The organism is Streptomyces sp. NPDC051020, from assembly GCF_040683105.1.
Lineage (GTDB): Bacteria > Actinomycetota > Actinomycetes > Streptomycetales > Streptomycetaceae > Streptomyces.
Genome location: NZ_JBFBCG010000222.1, coordinates 1 through 1,636, shown reverse-complemented (window position 1 = coordinate 1,636; position 1,636 = coordinate 1). Strand labels below are relative to the sequence as shown.

Sequence of the window (1,636 nt, the reverse complement as noted above, 5' to 3'; positions counted from 1 at the left end):
CCAGGTCAGCGATCCAGCGCACCTTCGGTGCGCGCCGGGGGCGTGGTAAATGCCGTGGCGTGCGCTGGGGGTGCTTCTGTCCGCTCTGACGGGGGCTGAGGCCGGTCCGGGATGCTGGTGGGGTTCGTTCCGGCCGAAACCGATGCCTCTGTGATGCCGGTGAGCTCGCAGGTCAGCGTGGTGCTGGGGGCCGTCCACGGGGACCGTGGAGTGTTGCTGTGAGCACGTGCGTCAGAATTCCTGATTCGCCTTGGCCCTCCCGGAACGGCATACCGACTGGGAGGGAGCGGGAGCGTGGACGTACTGCACGAACGGTGCGCCGGCCTGGACATCAGCAAGAAGGACGCCAAGGTGTGCATCCGGATCCCGAGTACGAAGCGGCGGGGTTCATTCACCAACGAGACCACGACCTGGGGTTCGACGACGAATGCGGTCCTCGCCCTGCTCGACCACCTGCTCGCCGCCGAGGTCACCCTGGTGGTGATCGAGGCGACCTCGGACTACTGGAAACCCTTCTACTACGTGCTGGCCGAGGACCTGAACGTGATCCTGGTCAACGCCCGGCAGGTCAAGAACCTGCCCGGCCGCAAGACGGACGTCTCCGACGCCGCCTGGCTGGCCCAGCTCGGCGCCCACGGGCTCGTGCGGCCCTCGTTCGTCCCGCCGCAGCCGGTGCGTGAACTGCGGGACCTGACCCGGGCCCGCACCACCGCCACCCGGGAACGCTCCCGGGTCGTCCAGCGCCTGGAGAAGCTTCTGGAGGACACCGGGATCAAGTTGTCCGCGGTTGCCTCCGACATCATGGGCGTCTCCGGACGGGCCATGCTCGAAGCCCTCATCAGCGGCGAACGCGACCCGCAGACCCTCGCGGACATGGCCAAACGCAAGCTCCGCAACAAGATCCCCGAACTCACCGAGGCCCTGACCGGACGCTTCCGCAAGCACCACGCCTTCCTGACCCGGCTGCATCTGGACCAGTACGACCAGCTCACCACGATGATCGACCAGCTCAGCGGACGCATCGAAGAGGCGATGGCGCCCTTTCGTGTCGCCCTCGACCTGCTCGACACCATCCCCGGCATCAACCAGGCAACCGCCGAGGTGATCATCGCGGAGACCGGCGGTGACATGACCCGGTTCGCCTCGGCCAAGCACCTCGCGTCCTGGGCCGGTGTCTGCCCCGGCCATCACGAGTCCGCCGGCCGCACCAAGAACACCAAAGTCCGGCCCGGCAACCCCTACCTCAAAGGCGCACTCGGCCTCGCCGCGTTCGGCGCGGTGAGAACCAAGGACACCTACCTCCAAGCCCGTTACCGGCGGCTGACCGTGCGCCGGGGCCCGCTCAGAGCACTCGTCGCCGTCGAGCACTCGATCATCACCGCGATCTGGCACATGCTCACCGACCACAAGCCCTACCACGAACTCGGCGGCACCTACTTCACCCAGCGCGACCCCGAACGAGCCACCCGCCGCGCGATCACCCAGCTCAACCAGCTCGGCTACACCGTCACCCTCAACCCGCTGGAAACCGCGGCCTGACCCTCCCCGAACCAGGCACCCGGCAGCCACCAACAGCCACCGGGCACTCAGCCATGCCCACACCCACCCTGACCTGCTGCTATTTACGCGTCAGAGG

1 protein-coding gene is annotated in these 1,636 nt (G+C 67.5%); it reads left to right on the top strand.

The window, feature by feature from the left end:
• Positions 1-294: 294 nt before the first annotated feature.
• Positions 295-1,539, top strand: a complete 1,245-nt coding sequence (locus AB0N06_RS38820) for an IS110 family transposase (RefSeq protein ID WP_366139362.1) — start codon at positions 295-297, stop codon at positions 1,537-1,539.
• Positions 1,540-1,636 lie beyond the last annotated feature (97 nt).